12 protein-coding genes are annotated in these 24,083 nt (G+C 72.7%); 5 read left to right on the top strand and 7 right to left on the bottom strand.

The genetic code is table 11. From position 1 onward, the window contains the following. Positions 1-141: 141 nt before the first annotated feature. Both AB0O11_RS26670 and AB0O11_RS26665 read left to right on the top strand, forming a co-directional pair. Entirely contained in the window at positions 142-1,125 is a 984-nt protein-coding gene (locus tag AB0O11_RS26670; RefSeq protein WP_363391849.1) for a helix-turn-helix domain-containing protein, read from the top strand. Then, positions 1,122-1,331 carry a hypothetical protein gene (locus tag AB0O11_RS26665; protein ID WP_363391848.1) on the top strand — a complete coding sequence of 70 codons (210 nt, stop codon included), beginning with the start codon at positions 1,122-1,124 and terminating at the stop codon, positions 1,329-1,331. Before AB0O11_RS26670 ends, AB0O11_RS26665 begins: the two co-directional genes overlap by 4 nt. A 67-nt stretch (positions 1,332-1,398) precedes the next feature. On the opposite strand, the gene AB0O11_RS26660 is transcribed toward AB0O11_RS26665, so the two are convergent. The 5 genes from AB0O11_RS26660 to AB0O11_RS26640 form a co-directional block, all read right to left on the bottom strand. Next, positions 1,399-1,935 (bottom strand): hypothetical protein, encoded by a 537-nt coding sequence (locus AB0O11_RS26660; RefSeq protein ID WP_363391846.1) that lies wholly within the window; start codon positions 1,933-1,935, stop codon positions 1,399-1,401. After that, positions 1,932-15,626 carry a hypothetical protein gene (locus AB0O11_RS26655; protein ID WP_363391845.1) on the bottom strand — a complete coding sequence of 4,565 codons (13,695 nt, stop codon included), beginning with the start codon at positions 15,624-15,626 and terminating at the stop codon, positions 1,932-1,934. The genes AB0O11_RS26660 and AB0O11_RS26655 overlap by 4 nt, the downstream gene beginning before the upstream one ends. A 463-nt stretch (positions 15,627-16,089) precedes the next feature. Then, a complete protein-coding gene (locus AB0O11_RS26650) occupies positions 16,090-16,734 on the bottom strand; it encodes an AbiV family abortive infection protein (RefSeq protein ID WP_363391843.1) in 645 nt (214 codons plus the stop codon). A gap of 389 nt (positions 16,735-17,123) precedes the next feature. Next, positions 17,124-19,076: a hypothetical protein gene (locus tag AB0O11_RS26645; protein WP_363391841.1), complete on the bottom strand. Its 1,953-nt coding sequence runs from the start codon at positions 19,074-19,076 to the stop codon at positions 17,124-17,126. A gap of 151 nt (positions 19,077-19,227) precedes the next feature. Next, complete coding sequence (locus AB0O11_RS26640; RefSeq protein WP_363391839.1) at positions 19,228-19,800, bottom strand: CAP domain-containing protein; 573 nt, start codon at positions 19,798-19,800, stop codon at positions 19,228-19,230. 287 nt (positions 19,801-20,087) lie between these two features. On the opposite strand from AB0O11_RS26640, the gene AB0O11_RS26635 reads away from it, so the two are divergent. Beyond that, a complete protein-coding gene (locus AB0O11_RS26635; RefSeq protein WP_363391837.1) occupies positions 20,088-21,965 on the top strand; it encodes a MinD/ParA family protein in 1,878 nt (625 codons plus the stop codon). A gap of 80 nt (positions 21,966-22,045) precedes the next feature. Here AB0O11_RS26635 and AB0O11_RS26630 read toward each other — a convergent pair whose 3' ends face one another. Together AB0O11_RS26630 and AB0O11_RS26625 are read right to left on the bottom strand one after the other, a co-directional pair. Continuing rightward, a complete protein-coding gene (locus AB0O11_RS26630; RefSeq protein ID WP_363391931.1) occupies positions 22,046-22,264 on the bottom strand; it encodes a DUF397 domain-containing protein in 219 nt (72 codons plus the stop codon). Next, entirely contained in the window at positions 22,264-23,121 is an 858-nt protein-coding gene (locus AB0O11_RS26625) for a helix-turn-helix transcriptional regulator (RefSeq protein WP_363391835.1), read from the bottom strand. The genes AB0O11_RS26630 and AB0O11_RS26625 overlap by 1 nt, the downstream gene beginning before the upstream one ends. Before the next feature lie 259 nt (positions 23,122-23,380). Between AB0O11_RS26625 and AB0O11_RS26620 the strand changes: the two genes are divergently transcribed. Continuing rightward, complete coding sequence (locus AB0O11_RS26620; RefSeq protein WP_363391834.1) at positions 23,381-23,785, top strand: ATP-binding protein; 405 nt, start codon at positions 23,381-23,383, stop codon at positions 23,783-23,785. Further along, complete coding sequence (locus AB0O11_RS26615; RefSeq protein ID WP_363391832.1) at positions 23,782-24,060, top strand: hypothetical protein; 279 nt, start codon at positions 23,782-23,784, stop codon at positions 24,058-24,060. Before AB0O11_RS26620 ends, AB0O11_RS26615 begins: the two co-directional genes overlap by 4 nt. Positions 24,061-24,083: the final 23 nt, after the last annotated feature.

Below are 24,083 nucleotides of genomic sequence, written 5' to 3'. Positions count from 1 at the left end.
TGGTGAGTGACGGCGCCCGGCACCCGGCGCGTTCAGCCCCGCTCGGCCCCGCTCGGCGGGGCGGATGTGGACGTCCGGTGAACCGCAGGTCTCACCGAGCTCGTGACACGGGTGGACGGCCCCCCGATGAGAGGTGTTCCCATGAAGGTCCTGGCCGGCGCCACCCACACCCTGACCAGGGCGCACAACCTCCATCTGGCCCTGGAGCTGATCCGCACCCGCGGCCCGGTCTCCCGCGCCGAGATCGCCCGGGAGACCGGGATGTCCAAGCCCACCGCCTCGCGACTGCTGGAGGAGCTGCTCCAGCACGGCCTCGTCCGGGGGAGCGCGCGCGGCCGCGGCGTGGGCCATCCCGCCGTCTACTTCACGCTCAGCCCGGAGGCGGTGCACCTGGCCGGCGTGGAGATCGGGCCGGCCGGCTCCCGGGCGGTGCTCGCCGGCTTCGACGGCTCGGTGCGACTGACCGAGACCCTCCCGGCCGACCCCGCCCGGCCCGCCGACCCGGCCGCCGAGTGCGAACTGCTGCTGGACCGGCTGCTGGCGAGGGCGGGCCTGGACCGCTCCCGGCTCTACCTGACGGTGGTCGGCCTCTCCTGCGCCGCGCAGCTCGGCGAGCCGTTGGAGGACCGGCTCGGCGTCCCCACCGTCGTCCTGCGCGGCAGTCAGCTCGGCGCCCTCGGCGAGTACGAGCAGTACGAGCACGGCGCGGCCGGGCGCCGGGTGGACCACCTCGCGTACGTCCGCGCCTCGGAGCCGGGCGGGGTCGGGCTGGTGCTGAACGGCCGGCTCCACCGGGGGGCGCGGCCCGCGCTGCTGACCACCACGCGGTACTCCACCGAGGAGGTGGCCGGCCGGCTGGCCGACTGCCTGACGCCGATCACGCTGAGCACGGACATCGAGCTGATCGTGCTGGGCTGCGATGCCGGACCCGACGACCGGGCCCTGCTGGAGTCGCTGCGGCTGGAGCTGCGCGAGCGGCTGGCGGACCCCCCACCGGTGGTGCGCTCGGGGCTCGGCGAGCTGGCTCCGGTGACCGGGGCGGTTCGACTGGGCCTGCGCAGCGCGACCCGGGACCTGGTCACCGCCATCACCGGCGGCGTCCAGGCGCTGGGGTGGACCTCATGAGCGCCGGCTGGTCCCTGGTGTTCGCCGCCGTCGCGGGCGCCGTCACCGTCATCTCGATCCGTGCCCTGGACGCGTTGGCCTGCCGCCCGGCGTACCTCCTGGTCACCACCTGGGAGGAGTTGGAGATCGACGAGACGCTGCCCCAGTCGGTCACCGACCTGCTGCTCTGCGAGGCCCTCTGGGAACTGCCGGCCCGCGATCACTGAGCGGCGACGCCGCTGAGCCACGATGCCCCGGAACGGTCCGCCGTTCCGGGGCATCGTCGTGCGAGCGCTACGGAGTTCCGCCGTCGCGCTCGGCGAGGACCACGATCCGCAGGGTGTCGAGCGAGTCGAGGTAGCCCTCCTCGCTCTCCGGGTCCAGCCAGAGCACCGCGCCCGGGCCTTCCGGCCGGGGGCGGGGCTCGGTGGTGACGGGCTGGTGGTCACTGGTGAGCAGCACGAGCGGCACGGGCGCCGCCCAGACCGCAACGCCGGTGGGCCGGTCGCTGTTGAGCGCATCGACCTGTTCGGGGGTGCAACCGGCCGTCCCCAGGCGCGCGTTGAGCTGCGCCTGGAGGACGGTTCTGGTCCGGCGCGCATGGCCGATCCGCGCCTCGCGCCGGGCGGCGGCGCCTTGGAGGCCGAGATAGCCGGGAACGAGCTCGGCGGTGAGCGCCGACAGCTCGTCGGCATAGGCACGCCGTCGGCCGCCCTCGTACACCAACTCGTAGCGGTAGGGCTCGCCGTCGGGCCGCACCGGTGGCCGGGGCGGCGTCCCGTCCGCGCGGACACGCAGGCGGACGGCGGGGGCCGGGGCGGAAGGGTTCACAACTGCTCCAGGACAGGGGTGGGTTCGGGGTCGTGCTCGACGGACCGGGACGACTGCACGGGGTGCCACTCGGCCACCCAGTCGACGGGCGGCTTCTCGCCGTCCGCCGTCTCGCCGGTCTGCGGTTGTGTGAGCAGCCACTTCGCCAGCACCTGCCGCTTCAGCTCCGGGTCCTTGACCACCAGGTCGAGCAGCTGGATCAGGGGTCGGCTCTGCTCGTAACTGTACGGCGTCAGGCGGAGGCCCTCGCGCAGCGAAATCGCCTCCGGGCTGCCGAAGTCGGGGTCCGCCGCCCGGCTGCCCAGGGGCTGCGCACCGGGGTGGAAGGACACGTCGGGGTTGTCGCGGGCGTAGTCGAGGATCGCGGCCCACAGTCGGTAGGTGATCTTGATGTCGCGCTCGTCGAGGCTGGCGTCCGGTACACGGATCTCCAGGTGGTCGTTCTCCTTCCCCCAGACGGAACCGAAGTTGGTGATCCGGGTCCGGTCGTACCGGAGCTCGTTCAGGAGCTCGTCGACATCACGGTGCGTCGGCTGTTCGGCCTTCTCGGGCAGGCCCATGGCCCGCCGGGTGTAGCCGGTGCTCGGCGCCACGGACAGCGGCTCGGCGTTGTGGATGCCCCGATGCCGTGCGGCGTGCGGATCCTGGGACAGTTGGTAGAGCGGGTCCTCGAACGCCTTGACCAGGCGTACGAAGGTGGTCCACCGGCCCAGCGCGAGTTCCGGCGGCTGGTGGAAGTCCTTCACGGAGATGTGGATGTGGCCTCCCGCCTCGAATCCGGCCTGTGCCCCGAGATCCCGCAGAGTGGAAGTGACGACCGCCAGGTCCGACCAGGTCCGGGGATCGTCCACGCGGATCGCACTCACGTACTCCGCGCAGACCGACCTGTCCAGTTCCACCCTGCCGTGACCGGGATCCCTGCTGTACCCCTCCTGGTCGCTGGTGTGTGCCGGGTGGACGCCCGGTACGCTCACGCCGGCCTTGTTGAGACGCCTGGCCAGCTCCTCCGCGACCGGGGGAACGCTCGTGAACCGGGGCACCAGCTCCTCGTCCGGGTGGTTGAACTCCAGCTCGAACCCGAACTCCGGGTTGTCCGGCCGGCCGTCCAGCCGGTACTCCCCCAGGGGGTGCTCGCCGCGGAGCGCCGCCGTGGTGATCTCCTCCACCATGTGCTGGTACACCACCGGGTTGTCCAGGCTTTCCGGACCGTGGGAGCCACCGTCTGACCCGGAGTGAAGCCGCTCCACCACCGGAAGCCGAAACGGTGCCGGCTCGTCATGGTTCCGCTCGTGCTGGGGCCGGTGATCGGGATTCAGGATCGACGGCTCGTCCCGATCCAAGTCGACTCTGCCCAGCACCCGGTCGACGCCGTAGATGTACTCCCGTTTGATCCCTCCGAAGAAGCCCACGGACGAGGTCTCTTCGGGCAGGCTCACACCGCCGCGCGGGTCGACCCAGAACCGGTACCAACCACCCTTTCGGCTGGGCCGGTAGCCGCGGTCCCGGGTGGCCACCACCCACATCGATTCGGTCCGCTCGGGATTCCTGAGCGCGTCGGCCAGTGGCAGGTATCCCCGGGTCGGATCCTCGTAGGTCGGAGTCACCTCCGGACGCAATCCGCTCTCCAGGAGATCGTCGAACCGGCCACGAGTCACCGGCACCCATACGTAGAGCCGGCTGCCGTCCTGCCGGTGGAGATACGTTTCGCCGAAGATGCCGGGATCACCCGGCACCACCGCCGTGTCGTGCTCCGCAGACAACGGATGCTCGCCGAACGGCTCGTCGGGCAGGGTGATCATCGGCAGTGTGGCGGCGGGGCTCGGCTCGACCGGCAGCCAGTCCTCGTTCCAGGCCACCGCCGGCTTCAGGCCGAACGGGCGGTCGCCGGTCTGCGGCTGGGTGAGCAGCCAGAGGGCGAGCGCGCGTTTCTTCGCCTCGGGGTCGGTCAGGACGAGGTCGACGAGGTGGGTGAAGTGCCGGCTCCGGTCGTACGGGTGCTCGGTCAGCTTCATCCCCTCGGCGAGCCCCAGCGGAGGCTTCGGCCCGCCGGGATTCACCCCGTCCCGGAGCACCGCGGCACCCAGTGGTTCCACCGCCGGCCAGAAGGAGACCCCGGGATGGTCGTGGGCGTAGACGACGATCGAACCCCAGAGTTCCACCAACGTCTGCGTCACACGCGGGTCCAGGTTGCCGTCCGCGATCCGCACCTCGATGTGGTCGCCGTCCTTCCCGTGCACGGACCTGAAGTTGACCCCGACCTTGCGACTCGACCCGAGGTCGCGGAGCAGCGCCTTCAGATCATGGCTCATCGGCGGCACGGGCACGTCGGGCAGACCCTTGGCCCGGCGGCTGTACCCGGCGGAGGGCGTGACGTCCAGGGGCGCCGCGTAGTCGGTTCCCCGGAGGCTCGGTCCATGAGGGTCCTGGCCGAGCTGGTACAGGACGTCCTCGTACGCCTTGACCAGGTTGACCAGGGTCGTCACCCGGCCGATCGCCAGCTCCGGCTGCTCGTGGTAGTCCAGCGAGAAGTGGATGTGGGCACCGGCGTCGTAGTCGGTCTGCCCGCCTTCCTCCCGGATGACCTTCATGACGGTCACCAGGTTCGCCCACGTGGACGGTTCGTCGTCATCCCAGATGGCCGTGACGTACTCGCCGAAGACGGTGCTGTCCAGTTCGACCCGGCCCTGGGACACGTCGTTGCTGTAGCCGTCCCGCTGGCTGCTGTGGTAGCCGTGGATGCCCGGCAGGCTCACGCCCTCCTGGTGAAGACGCTCTGCGATGCGCTCCAGGATCGCCATGCGCTCCAGGATCGCTATGCGCTCCAACATCGCCGTGGGGATGCCGAACTCGATCTCCAGGCCGAACCGGGGAATCCTCTGCCCGCCCTTCCCGAACCGGTAGGGAATGGGATGCTGTCCGGCACCCGCGACGCCGACGAGTTCACCGACCAGCTGCTCGTAGACGGCCTTCTCTCCCAGGCCGCCGCCCTGGGGCAGGCCGTCGGTGATCCGCTCGAATATCGGCGCGGTGAGACCCTCGGTATCGCCGTGCAGGTCGGAATCCGGGCGGTAGTGGCCGTTCACTTCGAGATCGACGAGCTGCCGGGAGCTGACGGGGCTGAGCTTCTCGGCACCCCAGATGTGCTCCCGCCGAATACCGCCGAGGAATCCGATCTCCTGCGAGTCGGGAGTGAGCCCGACCCCGCCAGGAGCATCGATCAGGAACCGCACCCACTCTCGGTGGCTAAAGGGCGGCCGGTAGTCACGGTCACGGGTCGCCACGATCCACATGGTGTTCTCGTCCGCACCGAACGCCAGGACCTCGGAGAGCGGCCGATACCCTCGGAGCGGATCCGCATGGCTGGGCGTCACGTCGGGCCTCAGGCCCTTCCTGAACGCGTGGGACACATTCGCTTGGCGCCAGACGTACAGCAGACTCCGGTCCTGGCGGTACGCGTAGGTCTCCCCCAGGATCTCCAGGTCGCCGGGAACCAGTGCCGCCGCGGTGCTGCCATGGGCATCCGACGGGACCGGCCCGCTCACCGCCGTCAGCTCCGGCGGCCGTTCGAACCGGGGCGCGTCAACGTGCCAGTCGGATTCGGCCTCGCTGTCCGAATGCTTCGCTTCGAGGAACTCGAACTCGAACTCTTCCCCCTCGGCCCCCGGTTCGCCTTCGGATTCGGTGTCTCCCGGCCTCGGTTCCGCCGGTTCGAAGAGCGCGGCGACTGCGGGATCCTCCTGGGCCGTCTCCTCGTGCGGCGTCCCGACGCCGTTGCCCGGGGCTTCGGCCTCCGGCCGACCGTGGTTCTCCTCCCCGGAGCCTGTCGGCCGCTCCACCCCTGAGGAGAACTCATCGTCCGAGTGGACGGCCTCGATGCCGTCGAACTCCGGAGCGTCCGGTTCCACCTCCTCCGGGTCGCGGCCGGCCCGGTAGTCGTCCATGCGTGCCCGCGGCCGCGCCGGGAGCGCGGCGGGCTCGGCCTCCGCCGCCGGTGCCTCTTCCATCGGCTGCGCCGGTTGCGCCGGTTCGCCGCCGCGGGCGAAGAGCGGCGGGTCGAGCACCTCGTGGCCGAGCCCGGTGAGGTGGAGGCCGTCCTCGTCGAGCACCACCAGACCGGCCTCGCCGAGCGTCCGGTGGGCGGCCTCGAAGTCGGCCCGCAGGAGCCCGGTGGCGGCAAGGGTGTCGGCGTCCCGGGCCGGGTCGGGCAGGCTGCGCCACCCGTCGGAGAAGGCGAGCACCCGGGCCGCCTGTTCCACCCGGGGGTCGAGCGGGCCGCCGCCCAGGTGCTCGCTCAGCCGCGCCACGACGTCGTCCGCGTGGATGGCGAGCAGCTCGGCGACGGGGGCCTGGTAGGGCGTCTCCTCGGGCAGGAAGTCGTCGCGGTAGATCTCCTCGATGCTGTCGGGCCGGGCCCCGGGGACGAGTTCGTGGGCACCCGCCGGCCTGCCGAAGCCCTGCGAACCCGGAGGCGGTCCGAACCTGCCGTGCCGGGTGCCGCCCGCGGTGCGCCCGTCCCAGCGGGACATCCACTCGCGGAGCTCCTCCCGCAGTTCCCTGGAGACCGGCAGAGCCGCCAGGGTGCCCAGACGCGCGGTCAGGTCAAGCCGCTGCTCCTCCAGCCGGTCCTTCTCCTCGGCCAGTTGGTCCATGCGTTCCCGGATGCGGTGGGTCTGCTCGATGAGCTCGATCCGACGGGGGGTGTCGCGGGCCGGGGTGGCGTCCAGCTCGGCCAGCAGCCGCTCCCACAGCTCCGCCCGGTGCTCCTGTTCGGCCTCCACGGCGGCTTCCCGCCGTAGCAGGACCTTCTCGAACGACTTCTGCCGTTCCCCCCGGAGATGCGCACCGGCCGTCAGGACCAGGCGGGCCCGCATCAGCTCGACGGTCTTCTCGACACCGAGGTGGTGCAGGTTGCCGCCGTCGAAGTTGGCCATCTGGTATTCGGTGAGGCCGTCGAGGGCGTACTCGCGCAGTCGCTCCTCCAACCGCGCGACGCTGCCTCCGGGTCGGGTGATCCCTTCGGCGTGGTCGAGCATCGCGATGGCGTCCAGCATGTCCGCCAGGTCCTGGGCGACCTTCCTCAGGCTCTCGTCGTCCCGCTTCCGCCTGGTGATGGCGGTCAGGAACTTGTCGGAGGCCACCGTGCGGACGTCGATCGAGTCGATCCGCGGGGCATCCGGTGCCAGACCGGGCAGCCAGTGCGGCTCGACGGGCTGGGCGTAGAGGGACAGGCTCAGTTCGTACCCGAGGAAGCTTCCGGTGCCCACCGTCATCTTTCCGCCCCCGAGGTTCTCCACCGGTTCGAACGGCAGCCCGCTCGCCTCGGTGAGCCGGACGAGGTGGTCGTTGAGGTACCTCAGGAAGTCCTCGCCCTTCGGCTCTCCGAAGTGCGCGAACCCCACGGCCTTGTCGGACACCCGGAAATCGAGGTCGGCGATCATCCGCCGGCCACCCTGGAAGTAGAGCGAACCGCCTCCGCCGAGCGCCACCGGCAGCCCGAACGTCGTCGCCGCGTCGTGGAACTGCTCGGCCACGGCTCGGATCCCGCGGTCGGTCGACTCCAGCCGGGCAACGGTGACCGGGTCGAGGCCGCGCCGCGCCGCGAAGACCTGCGCGGCCTCGACCAGCTCGCCGTGGTGTTCGGCGAGCCAGAGCGGCACCCCGTCCTCGGCCGTGCGCGCCACCTCGCCGAGGTCCGTCAGGGCACTCACCCACTGATCGAAGCGCCACTGCGCCGGCTTGACCGACTCCCGATCGGGGCGGAACCGGTCGGCCGCCAGGAGGAGTTCGGCGATCCGCCCGCTGCTCACCCGCGCCCCGGTGAGCGCGGCGGTCTGGGCTCGCAGCCGGTCCGGGTCGTCCGGGCTGCTGTCCGCCAGCGCCTCCAGCCTGCGCTGGACCCGCTCCAGGAATTCCGCGGGCATCCGGAGCCGGGCCGCTTCCTTCAGCCAGGCCTGCGCCTCCGTTCGGTAGTCGTCGAGCGTGCGGGCACCGCTGCGGACCTCATCGGCCGCCGGCCCCCGCAGCACCTCGTACTGCTGCTGGAGGCGGTTCAGCACCGCCGGGTCGACCGGCGGGGCCGGATTCCCGGCCCCGGGCCCGAACTTGACCGCTCCCGGGATCCCGCGCAGCCCGTCGGCCTCCTCCGGCCCCACCTCGCGGAAGCCCTTCGGCGCGGTTCGGCCGGCGTCCGTGCCCGTCTCCGGTGGCAGGTAGGGGCCCAGCCGCTCCGCGGTGACCTCCGAACCGTCCTCCGAGAGCGTGAGGCGCACCCAGTTGCCGGGGGTGTAGCCGGGCACGCCCTGGGCGTCGTAGCCGACCGAGCCGGCCGCGAGCAGCTCGCCGGGCGCGCGGGCGTCCGTACGGTCAGGGAGGTACCAGAGGCCTTCCTCCGGCGCCACCAGCTTCAGCGGCAGGTCCGACCGCAGTCGGGCGACCTCCTTCAGCACCCGGGCCGCGTACGAGGACGCGTCGCCCCGGCCCGCTCCGCACACCGCCAGCTGCAGCGGCCGCTCGCCCGACCACACCCCGCGCTCGCGCAACCCGACCACGGCGCGGGCCAGTTGCTCCGGTTCGACCGGCCGGCCCCGCCAGGTCGGACGGCCGTCGCCGAGCGGGCTCTCCATCGCGATGGTGAAGTACCGGTCGTCGCGCCGGAAGCGTGACACGGCGATCTCGCGGTCCGCGTCCACGGGCCCGCCCGGGTCGGCGAGCCAGTGCACCTCCTGGTCGCCGTGCGCGGGTGTCAGGGCCTCGATGAGTTCGTCCACCCGGTGCCGCGCGTCGTTGAACCGCGCGGTCTCCAGGTCGAGTTCCCGCTTGGCCTCGAACCAGGCGTCCGCGGCCCGCCGCGCCTGCTCGTCCAGCGCTCGCAGTTCCTCGCGGGCCCGGTCGAGGCCCTCCGTGCCCGACCGGTCGGGCTCGCCGGCGATGCGGTCCTCCGCCAGGTCGACCTCGCGGCGCTTCGCCTGCACGCTCTGCTCGGCGGTCTTCCACGTCTTCGCCGCGTCGCCGGCGGTCTTCTGCGCCGCGAGGAGCCGGTCCGGCAGCTCGCCCACGGCGCCGTCGAGCCGGGCCGAGTGGAGGCGGCGGCTCGCGGCGTTCGGCAGGGACAGTTCGGCGAGACCGACCGTCGCGTTCGGCGGGTTCCCGAGCAGCGCGTCCGCGACGCCGCGCACCGCGTCGCGCAGCGGCCGGACCTGCTCCACCGCCACCAGGAAGTCGATGCCGTGCCGCAGCCTGGCGATGCGTCCGTTGGAGGCGGTCTGGGTCGACGCCGACGTGCCGGCGCTCCCGGTCATGGTCGAGCTCTGCCCGCCGGTGCGCCGCAGTTCGGCGCCGGTGAGGCCGCCCTGGAGGGTCTTCTCGGTGTTCTGCAGGGTGACCGGCCCGACCGTCAGGGCGCCCGACGCGCCGGAGCCGTCGACCCTGCCACTGTCGGAGTTCGCGCCGCCCTTCGTCACCTCGGTGGTCTCGGCGCCCTCCGTGAAGGACACCAGGTCGGCCCGGCGGCTCAGCCTGGCGTACACGACGGCCTTCAGACCGAAGGGCTCCAGGACGGCGAGGTCGACCCCGCGGGTCAGCATGGTGGAGAGGTTGGCGTGGACGAACTCGGGGCTGGTGACCGAGCGGAACAGGGCGTCGGCCTGGCCTCCGGCGAGGAGGACCCGGATGTCGGCGTCGATCCGGCGGGCCGCGTCCAGGACGGCGCGGCGGACCAGGCCGGACCGCTCGGCGGTGATCAGGCCCTCGATCGGGCCCGTGATCCCCTCGGCCCGCCACCGGTCCAGCAGCTCGGGCATCCGGTCTGCCGTCACCACCCCGTGGCTGTGGCCCGGTTCGGGCAGCACGGGCTCCGGGTGGGTGGACAGGTCCTCCGCCGCCAGCCGGTAGGCGATCCGACCCGGGCGCTGCACGGAGGCGATCTCCTGGCCGTCCCGGTACAGGGCCAGCTTCAGCGTCACCTCGGCGTCGAACCGGGCGAGCGGGCCTTGCACCTGGAGCGTCGACGTCCGGCTGTTGGAGGAGCCGCGGCCCGAGGACCTCCCCTGCTGCGTCTGCACGCTGGTGCCGCCGCCACCGCCGGCGGTGGCCAGCACGCCCTGCCCGGCCTTGGACGGGGTGACCGCCTCCACCGGGGAGGAGCGGGCGTTGCTGGAGGTGGTCAGGGCGCGGTTCTCCGCCCGGTCGGCCCCATGGGTGATCTTGATGTGGTAGCGGCCGTCCCAGGCCTGCACGCCGAGCAGCCGGGGCGCCCCGGTCTGCCGGGCGGTGAGGACGAGCAGGTACTGCTTGGAATCGATCAGGCCCACCCGGTGGAGGACCACGGGCACACCGTCCTCGAACAGGCTGTGCACCATGCCGGTGACGGTCTGTCCGGACAGCAGGCCGCCGGCGCGGCTCCGGTTGCCCATCCGGTCGTCGAGGACGTTCTCCGGCAGCAGCTTGTCCACCAGGTCGGCGGGCAGGCTCTCGCGCAGGTCGGAGAGCAGGCCGCTGGTGTCCGGGGCCTGGTCGATCGTCAGGATGCCGTGGTTGGCGAGCTGGCCCGCGCCGCCCGGGGGAGCGTGCAGCGTTCGGCCCTCGCCGTCCCCGACCGGGCGGCCGGTGCGGGCCGGGTCCCCCGGCTCGCCCGGCAGCAGGCCCTGTTCCCGGGCCTGGTCGGGGGTCATCCGGACCAGCACGCCGTGCTCGACCGTGACGGTCCGCCAGGCCAGCTCGGTCGACTCGTGCGGGAAGAGGCTGCCGCGCCCGGCGCTCTGTTCGCGGCTGGCCGCGACCACGTGGAACTTCGCGTCGTACTGGACCAGCACGTCCAGGACCGGGCGGTCCTTGTCGACCGTGTGCTCGATCGTCGTGTCGAGCCTCTCCGTCCGGGTACTCGTCCGGGTCCAGGCCTTGACCTGTCCGCTGAGACCGATGTTGCCCGAGGCGAAGGGCTGCTCCGCCGGGCGGAGGTTCTCGTTGACGCCCGCCGAGACGGCGAGCCCGGTGCTGGTCCCGGTCGTCGCTCCGACCTTGTACCCACCGCTGTCGTTCCGGACATAGGTCGAATCCAGCCAGCCGACCCGCTGGGGGTTGGACAGGTCCAGTGCGAGGCCCACACCACCGACCCGCTCCTCGATCCGACGCGAGTGGCCGTTGAGCCCGCTGATCGTGAACGTACCGGCCAGCAGCTTGTCGATGTCGGCGCCGAGCGTCCGGGGGTTGAGGACCTCCAGACGCCTGGCGTTCGCCCCTCCGGGAAGCAGCAGGACGGCGTCGCCCTCGGCGGCGTCGTGCATGGCCTGCGTCGCGGCCTCGTGCAGCGCGGCGGACGTCTGCGGGGCGACGGCGACCACGGCGAGGAAGTCCGGCCGCCGCTCACGCGCCAGGACACCGGGCAGGTCGACGATGGCGGGCGCGGGCCCGGCCGGCTTCTCGATGCGGGGCGCCCCGGGGACGACGATCGTCTCGGCGGTCGTGGTGAGGTCCTCGGCAACGGCGACCCGCACGGTGCCGCGCACCGGGTCGAGTTCGATGGGCTCCGTCCTCCGCTTCGTCGCGGCACGGTCGAACAGGCCCCGCACCGCCGGCCCGGCCGGGTCCGCCTCCGGCGGGCGGACCGCCTCCGGCGAGCGGGCCTCCGCCAGCGAGCGGACCTCCGGCACGTGCTTGCCGGGGAGCCCGGGGAAGGCCCTGGTCCACTGCCGCGGCAGCTTGTAGCGGGTGATGGAGATGTCGAACTCCACCGGCAGGTCGAAGAGGTGCGCGTGCGGGCTCCCGTCCAGGGACATCGACCGCTGGGCGGACGGCCCCGCGGAGACGCTCGCGGTCGTCTGGCGCCCGCCCCGGACACCGCCGGTCACCAGGGTGACCTGGGCGATCGGGCTGATCACCTGGCCCTCCTGCACCCGGACGTCCGCGCTCGCGTTGACCGCGGTCGTCCTGGTCCGCGACCCTCCCAGCTGCGTGGAGGAGTCGAGGCCCGAGCCGACGTAGTGGTTGGGCAGTCGTCCGAGGTGCTCCGCCGCCCCGACCCGACGGGCGGTGACCTTGACCTCGAAGTACCGGGTGAACCGCCAGTCGTTGACGCGGAAGGTCCCGCGCACGCCGTCGCCGAACAGCTCGGGCAGCCTTCTGGAGAGCTGGTCCGGCGAGAACTTCGCCAGCTCGCGGAGGTTCGCCACCACGGCGGCCCGTTCGTCGGCGCTGTACCGGGCGAGGGCCGGGTCGCTGAAGGAGGTCAGCACCTTGCCGAGGGCGCGTTCCGCCCGCAGGACCATGGTGATCTGGCGGTGGACCTCCTCCCCTCCGTCGAAGTTCATCACGTGGTGCGGGCCCAGGAGGCCACCGGTGTCGTAGCCGGACGGCGTCCTGGGCACGCCCGGCTCCGGGTTGTCGATCAGGGGCGTCGACCGGCCCTCGGGCAGGGGAAGCCCCAGCTCGGCCGCGTGCCGGGTGGACGTCAGCACGTACGCCTCCACCGGCGCCCCGACCGTGCTGTCCTCTCCGAGGACCCCGGCCCGCACCGTGCCGCGGATCCTCACGAGCGCCATGTCCTTGTTGTGCGTGACCGCGCTGCTCCAGCCCAGGGAGTCCCCCGAGGTCGCGCTGTGCGCGACCTTGCTGCCGACGGTCGTGGTCACGGCACCGGCGACGCGGGCCACGCCCGCGAGCGAGCCGCCACCGCCGGCCCCCACGGACACCTCGGCGCCCGACTCGGTCGTGGTGGTGACGGTGAAGTCCGCCACGCTGCGGTGGGAGACCGTGTGTTCCATTAGGTTGTCGGTGTAGACCCCGACCACCTCGGCCTGCTCCATCTCCAGCTTCATCCGGGCCACGCTGAGCGACCGGCCGTCCGCGCTCAGCAGGTCACCGGACAGCGCCTCGCCGTGGAGCAGGTCGCGGAACCGTGCCTCCAGGGAGCGAGGGCTGAGGAACTCCTGCAGTTCCGCGCGGCCCGGCGAGCCCAGCGCGGCGCTCTCCCCGAGGCGGTTCGCGAGATCGGCGAACGGATCGCGCAGCAGCGTCACCTTCCGGGCGAGCAGCAGCTCCGGCAGGGCGATCCGGTCCAGGCTCAGCCCGACCGGCCCCGCCGGGTGCGCGAACGGTTCGAGCCCGGCAAGCTCCCCGGGAAGGGCCAGGTGCACCTCGCCCCGCACGACGATCGGCTCCGGCCCGCCGACCGGGCGGCCCTGGTCGTCCGCGACCCTGACGGTGTACCGGACCGGGACGCGGGAGCGCTCGTCCCCGCCCTTGCCCTTCACGGCGGTGGTCGTCAGCTCGGTACGCGCCTGCGAGGTGGTCACCGACGGCCTCGCGCTGAAGGTCCGCATCGAGGCCGAACCGATCGGGCCGACGGGCGTGCCGGAGACCGTGCCGCCGACGGCGAGCTCGGTCGGCTTGGAGGTGGTGGCCGTCTGACCGACCCTGGTGCGGCTCTGCAGGGTGGTGACGGTCTTCCGCAGCTCGTCCTTCCCCGGTTCGTACGGGCGGGCGTGCCGCAGGTCCGGCTCCGCCGTGATGGTCGCCTCGAACCAGCGGCCCCGGGCGCGGACCGCGAAGCGCCGCCCGCCGACCAGGCCGGCGAAGTCCAGCGCGACTGCGTCCTCGATCGCGTCCAGGCCCTTGGCCGAACCCTTCGGCAGCAGTTCGCGGATCCGGCCGGTGATCTCGGCCGCTCCGGAGGCATGGCTGAACATGCCGTAGACGACGGGGACTCGGGCCGCCCTGGCGGCCGGGGTGACGGCTTCGGGGACCTCGGTGAGCTCTGGGATCGGCGGCAGGGTGTGGCGTCCGGCGGGGGTGTGGTGTTCGGCGGGGTTCGCCGCGAGTGCCCTCGTGGCCTCCTGCACACCGGTGGCGGCCTCAGCCGTCGCCACCGCCTGGGCGGACCGGTGATCGGGGGCGACGGCAGGCTCCTGGCGCGGAACAGGTCGCGACGGCCCGGCCTCCGTGCCCTCGGAGTGCGTGCTCGGCCGACGAGGGCCGGCGGCCGGGAGGGCGTCCTCCAGGGCCCGGCCCTTGGACTCGGCGAACTTCCGCGCCCCGTCCCGCCACGCCACGCGCTCCTCGTCGGACAGAACCCTCGGCCCCTCGGCCACCAGCTTCGCCTTGCCCTTGCCCCCCGGCACCGGGCCCGGCTCGCCCCGGTGCTCCGCCAGCGCCGACTCCCCCGCCAGCGCCACCTGCTGCACGAACAACCGGTCACCGGCCGTGTCCGTCAACGACAGCCGGCTCACCCCGGAGACCAGGCCCGCCAGCTCCTGCTGCCGCTCATCGGACAGCTGCTCGAACCACCCCTCCACGTGACCGTGCGACCAGGAATCCACCCGCGCCACCGGCACGGCGACCGACGGCGCGGCTTCGGGCGGTGTCGCACCGGCCTCGTGAACCTCGGCCTCGGCCGTCACCGGCACCTCGTGGACACGGGCCTGCGGCGCCGCCGCCGTTTCGGCGGCTTCGGGCGGTGTCGCGCCGGCCTCGTGCACCTCGGCCGTCACCGGCACCTCGTGGACACGGGCCTGCGGCGCCGCCGCCGTTTCGGCGGCAGGGGTCGAACCCGGTGGGCGCCCGAGCTCCACGACCTCCGCACGGGCGTGGCTGACGGCCGTGGCGGAGACCTGCGCGGATGACTGGGTGCCGGCGTGCTGCACGGCCGACGGCGTCACCGTGCCGGTCTCCGGGCCCGGGAATCCGACCACCACCCGGGGCTCGGTCGGCACCTCCGCCGTCCCGTCGGTCGTGGTTGCCTCGCGCGTGCCGGAGAGCGGGTCCGCGGTCTCCGCGGCCGCCACCACGTGCACCGGATCAGGGGCCGCGGCGGTCGGCCCTTCGACTTCCATCCGCGTTTCGGGGACGGAGGTCGCCGTCTGCGTCTGTGTCGGGGCGGGATCGTGCTCGGCTGCCGCCACGACCCCCGCCTCCGGGTGGTCGGCAACGACCTGGGTCAGCTCCGCAGCCGGGGCGGGCTGGTACTCGACGGCCGGCAACACGGGCTTCTCGTCGCCCACGTGCGGGCCGAGGTCCTCGCCGTGAAGGCCCGACTCCCACGGCCCCGCGCCGCCCGGAAACCCCGACTTGTGCATCACCGCGCGGTGCGCCAGATCCACACCCCCACCCACCACACCCAACAACCCACCCGAAGCGATCGCCTCCGCCAACACCTTCGGATCGACCGACCCGCCCTCGAACCCCGCCAGCGCCCCCACCGACGCCACACCACCCGCGACCCCCGCCACCGGATGCGCCAACAACCGCCCCGCATCCCCCACCGGCAGATGACCCCACCCGATCCGCACCCCACCACCCGCGGCACCGGCCGCCGCACCCACCGCCGCCGCCTCGGCCGACGCCCAGTCCCACCCCTTGCGATACTCCGCGAACTGGATCAACTGCGTCGCCGCGTCCTGCCCCACCCCCTGGATCACCCCCGCACGCAACTCCCCCACCAGCGCCCACACGATCTCCCGCACCGACTGCCGCGCCCCCGCCAGCACCTCCGGAATCAGCAGCGCCGCGATCCCACCCGCAGCCGCCACCGCCGTCATCAGCTGATAGACCATCCACGCCGCCATCGCCACCGCGAACCGCACCGACCACTGCGCGTAATCCGCCTGCAACGCGGAAGCCTCCAACTGCCCCGCACCCTCCTCCAACGTCGCCTGGGTATCCCGCACCCGCGCCCCCGCATCCGCCACGGAATCCTTCATCACCCGCGCCGTCTCCCCCCCGACCAGCGCGGTGACCCCCACCCCATCCCGTGCGATCGACTGCCCCGCCTCACCCACCGACGCCGACAACGCCCGCAAACCCGCAGCCGCCTCCACCAGATCCCCGGGCGCCACCGCCGGCCAGTCGTTCCCCGACAACCCCACCACGGCGAACGACGACCCCGACGGAACCTCCTTGCCCGAACCACCGAAATTCAGAAAACGCGCAAGCGACCTGAGGAAGTCCGGCATGACCACAACCACCCAACGGGACAAGGAAGAACAAGGGGCCGCGCCATGGGAATGGAGCGAGGAACCGATTCCGGTAACGGACAAACGGAACCGCCCGATCACGCGGTTCAGTTCCCGCACTCGGGAAAGCGCCGTAGCCCTGTCGGGGACCGACAGGGCTACGGCGCTTCGAACCGGGTAACCGGAAGAACGCGCAGCGGCGAGAACTCCCTCAGCGCGCCGGGATCTCGCCGTGCACGCGCGCCCAGATCTTCTCGTCCCGCCGCCAGACCCAGGAGGTGGCCTCGAAGGCCACGGTCACCAGGTCGAAGAGACGCACCGCCTCGAACCGGCCGATCGCCTCCGGCAGCACGGGCTCCCCCTCGGCATGGCCCACCGACAGGCCCTGGAGCAGGGCGGCTTCGGACTGCTGGACGACCTCCAGCAGCGCGTCCAGCGAGGAGAGCGACACCTCGGCCGGGGCGCAGCGGATCAGCGCCTCCACGAAGGGCACGGTGAAGCCGAGCGGCTCCGCCTCGCCCTCGGGCGCCGCCGTCGAGCCGGGCTCGCCGACGGCCTCCGGCTGGAACGGTTCCGGCCCCAGGTCCACGTCGTCCGGGTCGAAGACCAGGAGCATCTGCGCCCGGGCCAGTTCCTCCAGGGCGATGGCCGAGAGGAAGTGCCCGCGCGGCCACCGCCCGTAGGACAGCATGACGTCGGCGTCGGCCAGCAGGGCGCAGGCGTTGAGGTAGCCGGCCTTCGCGAGCACGGTCAGCTTCTCCTGGTCCTGGAACCACGCGCACCGGCCCTCCGGCTCCGCCGCGGTCGCGGCGCGCCGGACTGCTTGGGCGTCAAAACCGGAATTGTCGGACTGCATCGGCTCGCCGCCTCGCTCTCTCCGGCCCCTGCCGCTGCTGCGCCTCGGGGCCGCGGGTTCGGTGTGTGTGTGATCACCACCAGGTCGGTGGCCCCGGCCGTCCCATGACAGGGTGGGGACGGCCGGGGCCGGGTTGGGCGCGATGGACCGGGAAGACGATCGCGCCCGGTCCGTCCACCACCGCCGTTGAGGGGAGTCGGCGGGCCGGTGGACGGAAGAGTGTGCTGCCCGAGCTGGGGGGCGGACTCGGGCAGCCCGACGGCGGGGCGAGGCCGTGCATTCCGTCGCCCGGCCCCGGACTGCTCTGTCCGGGGTGCCGTCACCCCTGAGTACGTGGCCCGTACCGGAGTTGGTTCATTCCTCGCCCCGATGTCGCATCGGATTTCCCGTCAGGAGCGCCGCCGGCGCCTGCTCCGGCTGACGTACACCAGCGCCGCACCACTCGCCACCAGGCCGGCGCCCGCCGCCGCGGCCGGGCCGAGGGTCCTGCCGCCGGTCTCGGCCAGCGGGTCCGGGGCGGCGGACACGGGGGCACCGGACGCGGGGGCGCCGGAGGGGCTCGCGCCCGGCGCGGCGGTGGATCCCGGCGTCGGGGCCGTGTCCGTGGTCGCCGGGGGCGTGGGCGTGCCCGTCGGGCTCGGCGGTTGCCCGACGGGCGTGTGGGCGCGCTCGGCGAGCTGCTCCGCGTAGAGGCTCTCCGGTGTGACGGCGCGGCCCGTGCTCACCTGTTCGCCGCCGTCCTCGCCGGCCACCACCGTGCCGCGCATGCCGAAGGACCAGTTGTGGGCGGTGGGCGGGTTCTCGATCCCGTAGTAGCCGACCTTCGCGTTCCAGGCGACCTGGTTGGCCCCGGCCCAGCCCTGGCCGCTCGCGGTGTTGCCGCGGTTGACCAGCGCGAGGTCGTCCTCGGGACCGGCGGCGCCCTCCATCGTGAGGGCGTCGTAGAGCGTGCCGGTGGCCCAGCGCTGGTGCGGCCCGGCGTCCAGCCGGCGGTCACCGGCCTTGACGGAGGTGCACCGGCTGAACACGTTGGGGCCGGGCACCTGGCCGCCGGTCAGCCAGGCGTGCAGGTTGCTGCCGACGACCTTGCAGTCCGTCACCAGGACCTGCTGCCCGTCGATGCTGTACGCGCCGGGCTGGGCGATGTGCGGCGCCTGCGGGATGGCCTGTTCCATCGCCAGCGCCTGGGTGTGGGTCACGGTGATCCGCGAGGCGTTCGCGCCCACCGAGAGCATGCCCCAGCCGAAGCGCGAGGCCGTGATGTCGCGCAGCCAGCCGTCCCGGACGGCGTCGATGCGGGCGAAACCGGCTTGCAGGAAGCCGCCCTTGTCGTACCCGGCGGCCTGGGTGAAGGCCGTACCGTCGGCGCTCAGCCCTTCCACGCCGACGTCGGAGATCCGGTCCGGGAACTCGTACGCCCAGACGGTGGCGTGGGTGTACTGCTTCTCCAGGGCGTTGGTCAGCGGGATCGCGAAGCTGACCCGGTTGCCGTCGATGGCGGTGACGGTGCGCTGGAACAGCAGGCCCTGGTTGGGGGTCCACGGCGGGGTGGGGCTGCCGTCCTGGTGCGGGGGCAGGTGGTCCATGCCGATGGCCGCGATCCAGCTCTGCTCCTGTGGGCGCTGGACGATGATGTCCTGGCCGACCTTCAGCCCGGCGGTGGAGTCGAGGGTGACGGTGGTGGCACCGACCGGGACGTAGTCGTCGGTGACGGCGTGGGCGCCGCCCGTCCGCTTCGGCGTTCCGGTTCCGCCCAGGGTGATGAGGGCGCGCGGCGTCCCGTCGGCGATCAGCCTGGTGCCGTCGGCCCCGCTGCCCGCTCCGCGCAGCACCACACCGGAGGCGTTGAGGGTGAGCGGCTTGCCGATCCGGTACGTGCCGGCCTTGAGTTCGACGGCCCCGCGGAAGCCGTCGGGGCCGAGCGGGCGGGCCGCGACCTGGTCCAGGGCCTGCTGGATGCGGTCGGTGTCGTCCCCGCTCGGGTTCGGGCCGAGGGTGGTCGCGGCCTTGACCGTGGGCAGCGGCCGGTCGCCGTTGGCGTAGCCGGCGTACGAGAAGTCGGGAATGGTGTTGCCCTGCTGGTCGTGGCCGTACACCAGGGTGCCGTCGGTGAAGCGCAGCCAGTCGGCCGGATCGCCGTTCACCGTGGGCCCGTTGGCGGCCGCCGGGCGCAGGTCCGCCTGAGCGCGCCACGCGGCCGGAGCGGCGGAGTGCGCGGCGGAGTGCCCGGCCGGCCCGAGGCAGGCGAGCACGACGCCGCCCGCGACCATGCTTCCGCCGACGGTTCGCCCCAGGACGGCGAGCGCCGTTCGGCGCCCCCGCCCGATTCCGTGACTGTCCATCCAGAGAGCTCCGTTCACGTCTGGTGTCCCCCGCGCGGGGGCGCGGGGTGGCCGGGACGGCGGTCCCGCCCCAAAAAATAACGGAGCTTAACGAATGACGGTTCAGTGGGCCACTTCGCCCTCGGTGCAGGTGCCGTGATGATCGGTCAGATCAGTAACCGAAGTGCTGGGTCCACCAGGGACCGCCGTCGCCGAGGTGGATGCCCACGCCGAGGGTGGTGACCTCGGGCTTCATGATGTTCTTGCGGTGGCCGGGGCTGTTCATCCACGCCTGGACCACCTCGTGCGGGCTCCGCTGCCCCCGGGCGAGGTTCTCGGCCGCCGGATCCGGGTAGCCGGCGGCCCGCATCCGGTCCGGCGGGTTGCCGCCGTCCGGGTCGGTGTGGTCGAAGTAGCCGCGCCGGGCCATGTCCGCGCTGTGCGCCCGGGCGGAGGCGCGCAGCCGGTCGTCGGTGCGCAGCGGGCCCAGTCCGGCGCGGCGGCGGTGCTCGTTGACCAGGGCGAGCACGTCGTCCTCCGTGCGGGTGCGCCAGCCGTCGCTGCCCACCGTCCGGACCGAGGGCATCACCCGGGTCGCCACCGGGTGGACGACGGCGGGCTCCTCCTCCGGTTCGACGGCCCCGGCCCGGTCCACCACCGGGTCCGGCCGCCTGGTCGTCTGCCGGCGCTGCTGCGGTGTCCGCAGGGCGGGTTTGCGGTTTCCGCGCTGCTTCTTCTTCGCCATGCGGCCCCCAGGTCGTTGAACGGACGAGCGGATGGACGGATTCGCCGAGCCGGTCGGCGGACGGTCCGCGCGGCTGAACGGCCCGCGGGCCCGGTCCGGTTCAATCCGGCCGCCGATCTTCGCGGCCCGCTGAACGCTTCACGCCCGACGGGCCGTTCTCCCGGTGCGTGGACCCGGCCCGCCGCACCGCCGTGGGCCGGATCCACCGCCGCGCGAACGGCGACGGCACCACGACACCCGTCGTCGCCGGACGCGCGGACCGTTGGGGGCAATGGAAGGAAGATTCGGTGACAGGCGACCACGGCAACGGCTACGCGACCATCGAGAAGCTGGACGCGGACAGCGAATGGGACGACGCCCCGGACTACACGCCGCCCGAGTGGCTGGCCGGTCCGGGGGCCGCGGCCCCGTCGGCGTCCCCGGCCGGGCCGGCCCCGGCGGGCGCGTGGACGGCCGAACGGCTGCCGACGGGCCCGGACCGGACCGGCGAGGTGGTGTCGGCGAACGTTCGCGAGGCGAACGGGCGGGCGGCGGGCGAGTCCGCGGAGGCGGCGGTTCCGACGAGCGCCACACCGCCTCCGGTGCCAGTGCCGGCGCCGGTGGCGACCGTCCCGACGGCGCCGACGCAGCTCGTGCCGCCCATGGGCGCCCAGACCCCGCCTGCCCCTCCCGTCCCGGTGGTCTCCCCGGTCCGGCCGATCCCTCCGGCGGCGAAGCCGGCCGGACCGGGGTCGGGGCTCCCTCCCCTCCCGCCGCTCTCCCCCGCCTCGCCGGGCCCGTCGGCCGCGCCGGGCCCGGTGGCCTCGCCGATCCGGCCGTTCGTGCAGCCGGAGGAGACGGCCGAGGCGCCGCAGGCACCGGCCGCCGCACGCCCGCGACCGGCGGCCGCCGTGCCGCCGGCCCGAACCGCCCAGGTCACCACGACCCCACCCCGGTCGCCCGCGCAGCCCGTCCCCGCGGCCCCGCCCGCGGAGCCGCGGCAGACCCCGGCGCCCCGGCCCGCGGCCACCGGCGCCCAGCCGGTCGCCGCCCCGGCACCGGCACCGGCCCCGGCGCCGACGCCGGCACCAACGCCGACACCGACGCCGACACCGGTCGCCGAGCCCGCGCCGGAGGCGCCCGCCGCCGCACCCCAGCAGGCAGAGCAAATCCAGGAACCGCCGGCCACCCAGGCCCCGCGCCCCGCGCCGACCCCGACCCCGGCCCCGACCCCGGCCCGGAGCCCTGCCCCGGGCGCCACCCCGCTGGGCTACGCCGCGACCCTGGAGCTCTCCCCCGAGCGTCTGCTCAACAAGCAGGGCAAGTCCAAGTCGCGCGGCAAGTCCGGCCGCTCCGGCATCCAGCTCCTCTTCGGCGGCCGCGCCGCCGAGCAGGAACGGCAGGAGAAGCTGAAGGTCATCCGCACCCCGGTGCTGAGCTGCTACCGGATCGCGGTGATCAGCCTCAAGGGCGGCGTCGGCAAGACCACCACCACGGCCGCGCTCGGCGCGACCCTGGCCACCGAGCGCCAGGACAAGGTGATCGCCATCGACGCCAACCCGGACGCCGGCACCCTCGGCCGCCGGGTGCGGCGCGACACCGGCGCGACCATCCGCGACCTGGTCACCGCGATGCCGACCATCGACAGCTACATGGACATCCGGCGCTTCACCAACCAGGCGCCCAGCGGTCTGGAGATCCTCGCCAACGACGTCGACCCGGAGATCTCCACCTCGTTCGACGACCAGGACTATCGCGCGGTGATCGACCTGCTCAGCCGCCAGTACCCGATCGTGCTCACCGACTCCGGCACCGGCCTGCTGTACAGCGCCATGCGCGGCGTGCTCGACCTCGCCGACCAGCTGATCGTCGTCACCACCCCCAGCGTCGACGGCGCCAACAGCGCGAGCATGACCCTGGACTGGCTGATCGCCCACGGCTTCGGCGACCTGGTCCAGCGCAGCGTCACCGTGGTCTCCGGCATCCGCCAGGTCGGCAAGGTGCTGAAGGTCGACCAGATCGTCGCCCACTTCGAGACCCGCTGCCGCGGCGTGGTCGTCGTGCCGTTCGACGAGCACCTCGCCATCGGCGGCGAACTCGACCTCGACCAGATGCGCCCCAAGACCCGCGCCGCCTACTTCGACCTCGCCGCCATGGTCGCCGAGGACTTCACCCGCACCCGGTAGCAGACGACGGCCCGACGTGAACGAGGGCGGGACACGGTTGCGCGAGAAGTCGGCTGGCCCGACTTCTCGCGCAACCCCGGTCAGGTGCTCGGGAGTTCGCTGCTCTTGACGGCGGCAACGAACGCCGCCCAGGCGTCGGCCGGGAAGACGAGCGCCGGGCCGTCGGGGTCCTTGGAGTCCCGAACAGGGACGACTCCGGCGAAACCATCGGCGACTTCGATGCAGTTCCCTTGGTCGCCACTGAACTTGCTCTTGCGCCACGCAGCGTTGCTCAGGTCCACGCCCCGACCGGTCTCCATCACTCAAGTTCCTTTGCGATTTGCGCTACAAGTCGCCGCGACGGCCCAACGTCAAGCGCCGCCGCCCGCAGCCGGTCAAACGCCAGATCGTGGGCTGCAACGTCGTCATCCCGTTCGAGGTAGAGGCTACTCGTCATGGCCTCCGTGTACACCACGTCGAGATCACCCCGGACCGGGAACTCCAAAATGACGAAGGAGCCCAGCACTCCGGCATGGACGCCGGCCTCAAATGGCACGATCTGCAAGGTGACATGAGGGTCCTTGGACGCGACGACAAGCTGCTGTAGCTGTTTGATCATGACTGCCTTGCTTCCGACCACTCGCCGAAGCGCCGCCTCGTCAACGATCGCCCAGAGCTTCAGCGGTTCCTCCCGGCGAAGGGCGGCGTTCTGCCGAGCCAGGCGCACATCGACGAGGGCGTTGATCACTTCTTGCGCGGCCTCTGGCCTGAGCCCGCGAATGACGGCACGTGCGTAGTCGGGCGTCTGAAGCAGGCCGGGAATGAGCGACGACTCGAAGTTCCGGATCGACACCGCCTCCGCCTCAAAGCTGATGAACGAGGCGTAACGCTGGGAGATCACATCCGAGTAGGGCTGCCACCACACCCGACGTCTACCCTCGCGCGCCAACATCTCAAGTGCCTCCCGCGTCTCCGGGTCAGCGACTTCGTAGACATCGAGCAGTATCCCGACCTCGTTCGCCCGCACCCCGTGGCGGCCGTTCTCAAGTCGGCTGACCTTGGATTGGTGCCAGCCGAGCCGAGCTGCCACGTCATCGACCTTGAGGTTGAGCCCCTCCCGGATCTTTCGCAGCTCCGCACCCAGCATCCGTCGGCGGACCGTCGGCGTTGCGGCCACGCTCCGACCTCCCCTCGTCGCGCTCTGTCGTCGGACCACAGTCTGACGTGACGGTAGTGGGTTCGTCACATCGAATCTGAAAAGCCATATGTACGTTCTCATGTCTCATTGCATCAAGCAGCCGACACAGGGCATGCTACATCCCGTAGTCCACTGCACCACGCAGCGTGATCCTGGCGCTGATGGGCCGGGCATTCCCATGCCGCTTGTCGCCCTTCGGATCGCGATCTTTCCCACCACACCCGGAGGAGGCCCTGCCATGCCCGGACCGTTGGAGAAGTACTCGTGCTGGCTGCCCCGGCACCGCAAGTCCGTCCCCGTCGCCCGGCAGCAGCTGCGTGACTGCTTCGCCGGCCGACCCGATGCCGAACCCTTCCTCGACACCGGCGAGTTGGTGCTCAGCGAGCTGGTCACCAACGCCGTCCTCCACGCGAGCGTCCCGCTGGACCGCCTGATCTTCGTGCACTTCGAGCTCTCCTCCTCCCTCCGCATCGAGGTGCACGACGCCGACGCCACGCGGCCGACGCTCAACTCGCCCACCGAGTGCGACGAGACCGGGCGCGGGCTCTTCCTCGTCTCCCAGCTCGCCGCCCGCTGGGGCTGCTGCCCGCGCGAGGGTGGCATTGGCAAGATCGTCTGGGCGCAGATCGGGGGCGCGCAGTGAGCGACGGGCTCCCCTTCTCCGTCACCGTCGAGATCGTGGGCTTCACCAAGCCCACCACCTTCGACAGCCTCTTCGACGGCCTCGATGTCCTCCGCGCCGGCCTCGCCCTGCTCCCGCTCGACCCCGACCAGGCCGCCTGTCTCGCCGAGCAGTTCGGGCCCCGGGCCGCCGGGCAGATCGCCCACCGGCTGTACGAGTTCGGCGCGGTGGGGGCGGTCGCGTTCGTCGGGCTCGACCCCCACCCGATCTACGTGCGTCGCGCGGACTCCGGGTGACCCACAAGGTTCACTTCGGACGG

Source organism: Kitasatospora sp. NPDC093102 (assembly GCF_040683915.1).
Taxonomy (GTDB): domain Bacteria; phylum Actinomycetota; class Actinomycetes; order Streptomycetales; family Streptomycetaceae; genus Kitasatospora.
The sequence above is the reverse complement of the archived record's forward strand: the minus strand, read 5'-3'. Positions and strand labels throughout refer to the sequence as shown.